At 58.4% G+C, this 7,736-nt stretch carries 4 protein-coding genes; 2 read left to right on the top strand and 2 right to left on the bottom strand.

Annotation, left to right across the window (positions count from 1 at the left end):
- Positions 1-82: 82 nt before the first annotated feature.
- Complete coding sequence (locus ACUNV4_RS23315; protein WP_430881038.1) at positions 83-2,383, top strand: methyl-accepting chemotaxis protein; 2,301 nt, start codon at positions 83-85, stop codon at positions 2,381-2,383.
- A gap of 163 nt (positions 2,384-2,546) precedes the next feature.
- Here the strand turns inward: ACUNV4_RS23315 and ACUNV4_RS23320 are convergent, their stop codons facing one another.
- Both ACUNV4_RS23320 and ACUNV4_RS23325 read right to left on the bottom strand, forming a co-directional pair.
- A complete protein-coding gene (locus ACUNV4_RS23320; RefSeq protein WP_430881039.1) occupies positions 2,547-4,349 on the bottom strand; it encodes an NAD(P)/FAD-dependent oxidoreductase in 1,803 nt (600 codons plus the stop codon).
- Positions 4,350-4,567: 218 nt separating this feature from the next.
- A complete protein-coding gene (locus tag ACUNV4_RS23325) occupies positions 4,568-6,388 on the bottom strand; it encodes a sigma-54-dependent Fis family transcriptional regulator (protein ID WP_430881040.1) in 1,821 nt (606 codons plus the stop codon).
- 195 nt (positions 6,389-6,583) lie between these two features.
- On the opposite strand from ACUNV4_RS23325, the gene ACUNV4_RS23330 reads away from it, so the two are divergent.
- Positions 6,584-7,612: a histone deacetylase family protein gene (locus ACUNV4_RS23330; protein ID WP_430881041.1), complete on the top strand. Its 1,029-nt coding sequence runs from the start codon at positions 6,584-6,586 to the stop codon at positions 7,610-7,612.
- Positions 7,613-7,736 lie beyond the last annotated feature (124 nt).

The raw sequence follows: 7,736 nt of genomic DNA on the forward strand, positions 1-7,736 counted from the left end.
AAAACAGTGGTCACACCGCACGAAATCGCATTCGTTACTCGGTGTGAAGGTGCATACACACCGCCACGCTACGGCATGCCACATGAAACTGAGTTCCTTATCGACGTTCTATTTCTCACTCAGCAGTCTGCTACTCATCTGCATTCTGGCGGTGGTGCTGTTGATGCTGCGGAACCAGAATGAATTGGTGTACAACCAGGAAATTCGATATCGCTCCTATCTGGCCGCGGACGAACTTCGCCAGAGCTCGGATGACCTGACTCGGCTGGCCCGTACCTATGTGGTTACCCGGGACCAGCGATACGAAGAGCAGTTCTGGGATGTTCTGGCCATACGTGATGGTCAGAAACCGCGACCACAGGATTACAACCGCATCTACTGGGACTTCATAGCGGCTGGTGAAATACCCCGGCCTGCCGGACCCGCTCTGGCATTGCTGGCCCATATGCAGGCACTGGGTTTCACCGATCAGGAACTGGCAAAACTCGATGAGGCCAAACAGAACTCGGATGGCCTGGTCAAACTCGAGAGTACTGCCATGAATGCCGTCAAGGGACTGTTCGAGGACGACGAAGGAAAGTTCACTCGACAGGGCGAACCGAACTTCGAACTGGCCAGAAACCTCATGCATTCCGCCGATTACCACCGGCAAAAGGCTTACATCATGCGTCCGCTGGATGAGTTCTACACCCTGCTGGATGAACGCACCGAGCAGGCTGTGGCCGAACATGTACAACGCGGGCGACTGTATCTGTATCTGCTGCTATCGCTGATTGGCCTGGCCATCCTGGCTGCAGTGGTGGGGCATATACGCATCAGGCAACGCTTCATCAGACCACTGCGTAAGCTGGGAACAGCCCTGAAGGACATAGCTGAAGAACCGGACTATGACCGGAAAAATCTTGACAGCAGTGGCCATGACGAACTGGCCGATGTAGCCCGCTACTTCAACATGGCATCAACCAGATTCTCCGACATGCTCGAGGCCATCCACCTCGAGACGAATACTGCACGACAGTTGCAACAGGCTCTTGACGCCAGCTCGGCCAGCATCGTGATTGCGGATGCAGACAACCGGATCATCTACTTCAATCATTCCGCCCAGAGAACGTTGCAGGAAATCGAAACAGACATCCAGCAAAGCAACCCGGAATTTTCGGCCGAAAGTCTGCAGGCAAGCAACTGGTATGACCTGCACCCGGACCCGAATGCACGGCCGCAACTGAAGGGACTGGATTTCCGTCATGAAGAGACGATCGTCTATGGCGACTTCACATTCCGCTTGACCGCAAATCCCATCGTCACGGCCGATGGCGTGAGGCACGGCATCATCGCCGAATGGCAGAACATCACACGCAAGGCGCAGGCCGAGCGGACCCGGGAAATCGAGATCGAACAGCGAAAGGAACGGGAAATCAACTCGAAGGTCGATGCACTGCTCGACATCGTCAATAGCGCTGTCAACGGGGATCTGACACGAGAAGTGTGCATGACTGGTGATGATGTTGTCGCCCGCATGGGTAACGGTATCGAAACCCTGCTACGCGAACTGAAAGACAATCTCTCGCATATCCGCAGCAGCTCGAGCGCGCTCAGACTGGCTTCGGTGACTCTGGCAGAGACAAGCGACGAGATAGACAATATGGCGATTCATGCAGCCGATGACATGAGTTCGATGACGACGACATCGACGACCATGAAAGAGGATATCGATGCGGTCGCCAATGCCATGTCACAGATGACGATGGCCATCACTCATATTGCTCTCAACGCCGGTGAAGCGGCCGAGGTAGCCAATCAGGCCGTGGAACTGGCCGAGAGTACCGATTCCACGGTCAGACAGCTATCCGACTCCTCAGCAAGTATCGGCAATGTACTCAAGGTCATCACATCGATAGCCGAACAGACCAATCTGCTTGCCCTGAACGCCACCATCGAGGCTGCCCGCGCCGGTGAGGCCGGCAAGGGCTTTGCCGTCGTCGCAAACGAGGTCAAGGAGCTGGCCAAGGGCACCGCCAAGGCGACCGAGGAAATCAGCAAGAGCATCGAGGCCATTCAGATCAACAGCGGCGACGCCGTACAGGCCATCACCTCCATCGGCCAGACCATCAAGCGAATCAGCAAGATCCAGAACGTCATCGCAGCGGCCGTCAAGGAACAGACTGCCAGCACCACGGAAATGTCTCTGAACGTCCACAATGCTGCCATCAATGGCGACAAGATCACCGAGAACACCTGCAGTCTGTCGGCGGGTATCCATCAGACCAAGCAGGGAGTCACTCGCTTGCAATCGACATCCGGTGATATCTCCGAGCTGGCGGAAGAGCTGCGCAAAAAGGTCGAGAAGTTCGAACTGGGTGACTCTTCCGAGCCCGGGCTCTGAGACCGGAACGACTCTCGTAACCTCCGAACCTCCGAACGCCCGAACTCCCGAACTCCCGAACTCCCGAACTCCCGAACTCCCGAACTCCCGAACTCCCGAACTCCCGACCTTCAGATCTTCAGACCCTCCAACACCGAAGGGTCTGAGCAATACCGTCGCAGCTTCAACGGCCGTTGTGAAAGCTCTCCTGCAATCCGTACACCGGCGTATCCATGCCCTCTGCGCGCGCCTTCAACTGCAGCGCCAGGTACAGGGAATAGTGCCGTGATTGATGCAGATTGCCACCATGGAACCACAGAGCCTGCTGCTGAGTCGGCTTCCACATGTTGCGTTGCTCGCCCTCCCATGGTCCCGGATCCTTCGGTGTATCCGAACCCAGTCCCCAGCACTTGCCCACCTTGTCGGCCACTTCCTGACTGATCAGATCTGCTGCCCAGCCATTCATGGACCCGAACCCGGTTGCATAGACGATCACGTCTGCCGGCAATTCCGTCCCATCATCGAAGATCACCGAATCCTCGGTAATCTCGCTGACCTGACCGGATTTGAGCTTGATCTTGCCGTCGATGATCAGCTGGCTGGCACCAATGTCGATGTAATAGCCCGAGCCGCGACGCAGATACTTCATGAACAGGCCCGAACCATCAGCTCCCCAATCAAGCTGAAAACCGGCTTTCTCCAGCCCGGCATAGAAATCCGCATCGCGCTCCCGCATCTGGTCATACAGCGGAATCTGGAATTCGTGCATGATCTTGTAGGGAATCGATGCGAAGATCATGTCGGCCTTCTGCGTCGTCATGCCATTGGCAACAGCTTCTTCGGAATACAAGGCCCCCAGTCCGATCTCCATCAAGGAATCGGAACGCACGATATGCGTCGATGAGCGCTGCACCATGGTGACATCGACATCGTTCTCCCACAGCGCGGCGCAGATATCGTGTGCCGAGTTGTTGGAACCGATGACCACCACTTTCTTGCCCTTGAACGGATCCGGCCCGGGGTGCTGCGACGAATGATGCTGATCGCCCCGGAATCGTTCCTGTCCCTTGAATTGCGGGATATTCGCCTTGCCCGACATTCCCGTCGCCAGAACCAGATTCCGTGGATTGAGTGTCACCTGCTCGCCGTCACGGTCCACTACCACCGTCCACTGTCCCGAGGCTTCATCATAGCTGGCAGATTGCGCGGTAGTACTGGTCCAGTAGTTCAGCTCCATGATTCGGGTATACATTTCCAGCCAGTCCCCCAGTTTGTCCTTGGGGGCAAAGATCGGCCAGTTGGCAGGAAAGGGCAGATACGGCAGGTGGTCGTACCAGACGGGATCGTGCAGACACAGGGATTTGTAGCGATTTCGCCAGCTGTCGCCGGCTCGTTCATTCTTCTCGATGATGATGGTTGGTACACCCAGTTGGCGCAGTCGTGCGCCGAGTGCAATGCCACCCTGGCCCCCGCCGACGATCACGACTTCCGGCTGTCTGGTATATCCCAGCTCGGCCAGTTCCTGCTCGCGCTCCTCAGCCCAGGACTTGCGATTTCTTGCGGAGCCGTGCTTTGCTCCCATTGGCCGTTCGAATCCCAGCGGTTCCTCATGCCCCTTGAGCTCAACGGCAGCCGTCAGCAGGGTCCAGATCTTCTCGTTGCGAATGCGCACCAGGCCATAGCCTCGAGCAACCGCGGTTTCGAAATTGATCCAGCTGGTCAGGACGCCATCTTCCTCTGTCGCGATTTCGCCTTCGGGAATATGCCAGTTGGTGGGCTGGGTACTGTCCAGCTGGGATTCGAGCATGTCCCGGATCCCGGACTTGCCTTCTACCGTCTTGATGTTCCAGGTGAAGGAAACCAGGTCTCGCCAGTAGCAATCCTCGTCAAACAGCTCCAGTATGCGGTCGATGTCTTTTGCTTTCAGAGCCTCTTCCAGCTTGTCCAGCAGTGCGGTGACTTTTCCGTTGGGGGCAACGTCCAGCATTGCGCTTCTCCTCGGTGATGGTGAGTGGAGACTCGATGAGACCAGTTTCACCGGCGGAGATGAACTGACGGAGCAGCTGTTTTGCACCTCAGGACGTGGTCAATATCCGGTCGGCTGTGGCAAATGCAACACATTGCAACACCCCGGCCACTGCTGCAACACTTCAGCATCATGGCGTGGCGCACCGCGCTCAAGCCGCACCACGAGACAGGCCGGAATCAGTCGGGTCTCTGCAAGCCGGCACGCTGCATTCGGCGATGCACGGTGCTGCGGTTGACTCCCAGCATCCGGGCAACCCGCGAGATATTCCATTGGCAGGATTCCAGCAGCTGCGGCAGATCACCGGGATTACGCAGGTTCGGCTCGGTAGCTGCGGCACTGTCTCCCAGCGCAGGCGGAAGATGCTCGACTTCGATCACGCCCCCGGGACACAGGGCGATGGCCACATCGACGACATTCGCCAACTCACGCAGATTCCCGCTCCAGCGTCTCGCTGCCAGATCCTCCTGCGCGGCTCGAGTGAAACGATAGGCCGGTGGATCGGTCTGACAGCGCTGCTGCAACACACGCTGCAGCAGCCAATCGAAATCCTGACGATGGCGCAAGGCAGGCAATACGAGTGTGGCCCCAACCAGGCGGTGCAACAGATCTGCCCGGAACCGCCCCTCTTTGACCAGTTCGATTGGCGAGATCCGAGACGAACACAGCAGACGGGGGATGGTTCGTACCGTACCGACGTTCCGGTCATTGTCATCAAGCTCCACCAGCAGCCTCATGAGCGCATCCTGTGCCACCGGCTGCAGATCCGCCAGTTCCTCGATATACAGTGAGCCGCCGTCAATACCGGGATTTCCGGTACCCGTGTCCTCGGCAATGCTCTTCAACCACTGGCCGCTGTCGATCATGGCCGGTACCAGGCCGATACAGCTCAGTACCCGAAACCGCTGGGCTGGTGTTCGGCTGTCGTGCATCGCTCTGGCCAGGTGGCGCCTGCCGCTGCCCGACTCCCCCTGTATGCAGACCGGCACGGTGCTCTCCACCAGCCGACTGGCCAGACGCTGCACTTCCAGCATGGCATCATCGCCACCGTGCAGATCGTTGAGCGGATTGCCGCGCACCCGCCGCGGTGACAGTGACGGCGACCGGTTTGCGGCAACCGACGGTTGCGGGGCGATGGCATGGGCAAAGACCGGAGATCCATCCACGAACTGCAGAATGCGCTCCTCTGCCGGGCGCCCCCGCATGTAGCCGGGCAACTGGTTGATATCGAGATTGAAAAACCGCGTTATCGACTGCCCAACCAGTACCTCGGGGGTTCGCCAGTCAACGCCCGCCACGCCTGTCAGGACCCGCGCCGCCCCATGGGTGAATCCAATGATTCGTCCGCTGCCATCCAGCGTGACTGCCGCATCCGGATCGACATCCAGCAATTCGGGAGACAGTGAGAAACGCAGGACCCACTCCGAGGCACTACGCGCCATCAGATTGGCAAGCTCCACTCGCCTGGCCGATGCGGTCACCAGTTGCATCGCCAGACGCTGGCTGCTCTTGGGTCTGGGAGATCGCAGCAGGGAGATATCCAACACAGCCGCCAGTGAGCCGGTGGTATCGAAGATCGGTGCGGCCGTGCAACTGAGTGGTGTATGCATCAGATCGAAATGATCATCCTGATGAATCGTGACCGCCTCGCCTGTCTGGATACAGGCACCGGCAGCACTGGTTCCCGACAGCCCTTCCTCCCAGTGGGCGCCCAGATACAGACCCGCCTGGCGCAATTCACTCTCGAAGTGCCGTTCGCCGAAGTAGTCGACGGCAACCCCATGACGGTCGGTCAGCAGCACTACATATCGTTGTCCGGCCACCTGCCTGAACAGCCGGTCCAGACCTCCTCGTGCAATGTGCACCAGCCTCTCCGCTTCCTGACGATGCTCTCGCAGCCGGGACTCGGTTACCACATGCGCCTTCTGCCGCGCAGCAGGATCCAGCTTGTGCTGGTCGATACAACGACGCCAGGATTCGATGACATCAGGATCACGCAAGCTGGGCCTCCCTTGAAGGGTCGCCTCTATTTCCCTGATGTGCTCACTATCGCCAACACCCATTCATCACCTCACCTTCCGACACTAACAAAGCCGATGCGATTGTCAATGGGCCATCACGCCACACCGGCGGCAGTTTCACGCGAATCAGCAGTATCATCGCCCGATGCCCACCCGTACACGCCAGATGTCGACATGAAGACCATTGCCAGTACCGATCACATTCTGCATTTCCCCAGAGCAGAGTTGTCGGGAGGACAACTGATCCGCCCCTACGAATGCCCGGAGCGCTGGGATTACATCGTGAGCGCTCTGGCCGAAGGCGGCTTCAGCGCACCGCAAGCTCCCGATGTGCTGGACATGAGCACGGTTGCCAGGGTGCATGGCGCGGACTATCTGCAGTTTCTTGCCTCTGCCTGGTCTTTGTGGGAGGCAGAAGGCTACACAGGAGAAGCCCTGCCCACGGTGGTGCCGGCACGTCGTACTCAGCAGCGCGAGCCGGAGCACATCGATGGCAAGCTCGGTTATTTCGCCGGTGCAACGGAAACCGCCATCACGGCAACCACCTGGCAGGCGGCGCAAAGCAGTGCTGCCTGTGCGCAGACCGCTGCCCGGCTACTCGCTACTGGCGAGACCTCCGTCTTTTCCCTGTGTCGTCCGCCCGGGCATCATGCCGGCCACGATCTGTTCGGCGGCTATTGCTTCCTGAACAATGCCGCCATCGCCGCCCAGCAGCTGCTGGACTCCGGCGCAACACGCGTGGCCATTCTCGACATCGATTTCCATCATGGCAACGGCACGCAGGATATCTTCTACGAACGCAATGACGTGTTGTTCGTATCCCTGCACGGCAATCCCGGCCATGCCTTTCCCTACTTTCTCGGCTACGCCGATGAAACCGGCCAGGGTAACGGTGAAGGCTACAACATCAATCATCCGATGCTGCCCGGTACCACCTACGATGCCTGGTCCGACGCGCTGCACGACTCTCTGCAACGCATTGGAGAATATCTGCCGGATGCACTGGTAGTCTCCCTCGGGGTGGACGCCTTCGAACGTGATCCCATCAGCTTCTTCAAACTGAGCAGTGATGATTTCATGCGCTGCGGACAGCGTATCGGCCAGCAGTCTCTACCAACCGTTTTTGTCATGGAAGGCGGCTATGCCGTGGAGGAAATCGGCATCAACACTCGCAATGTGCTCAGCGGCTTTCTGAACCCCTGACACCTCACCGCGCCCTTGTCAGGCTCTCGATCACCAGGCGCGAACAGCGAACAGCGAACAGCGAACAGCGAACAGCGAACAGCGAACAGCGAACAGCGAACAGCGAACAGCGAACAGCGAACAG

The organism is Granulosicoccus sp. 3-233, assembly GCF_052681095.1.

Coding starts and splice junctions, on each gene's coding strand:
- ACUNV4_RS23315 (WP_430881038.1), top strand. CDS start 83: ATGAAACTGAGTTCCTTATCGACGTTCTATTTCTCACTCAGCAGTCTG.
- ACUNV4_RS23320 (WP_430881039.1), bottom strand. CDS start 4,349: ATGCTGGACGTTGCCCCCAACGGAAAAGTCACCGCACTGCTGGACAAG.
- ACUNV4_RS23330 (WP_430881041.1), top strand. CDS start 6,584: ATGAAGACCATTGCCAGTACCGATCACATTCTGCATTTCCCCAGAGCA.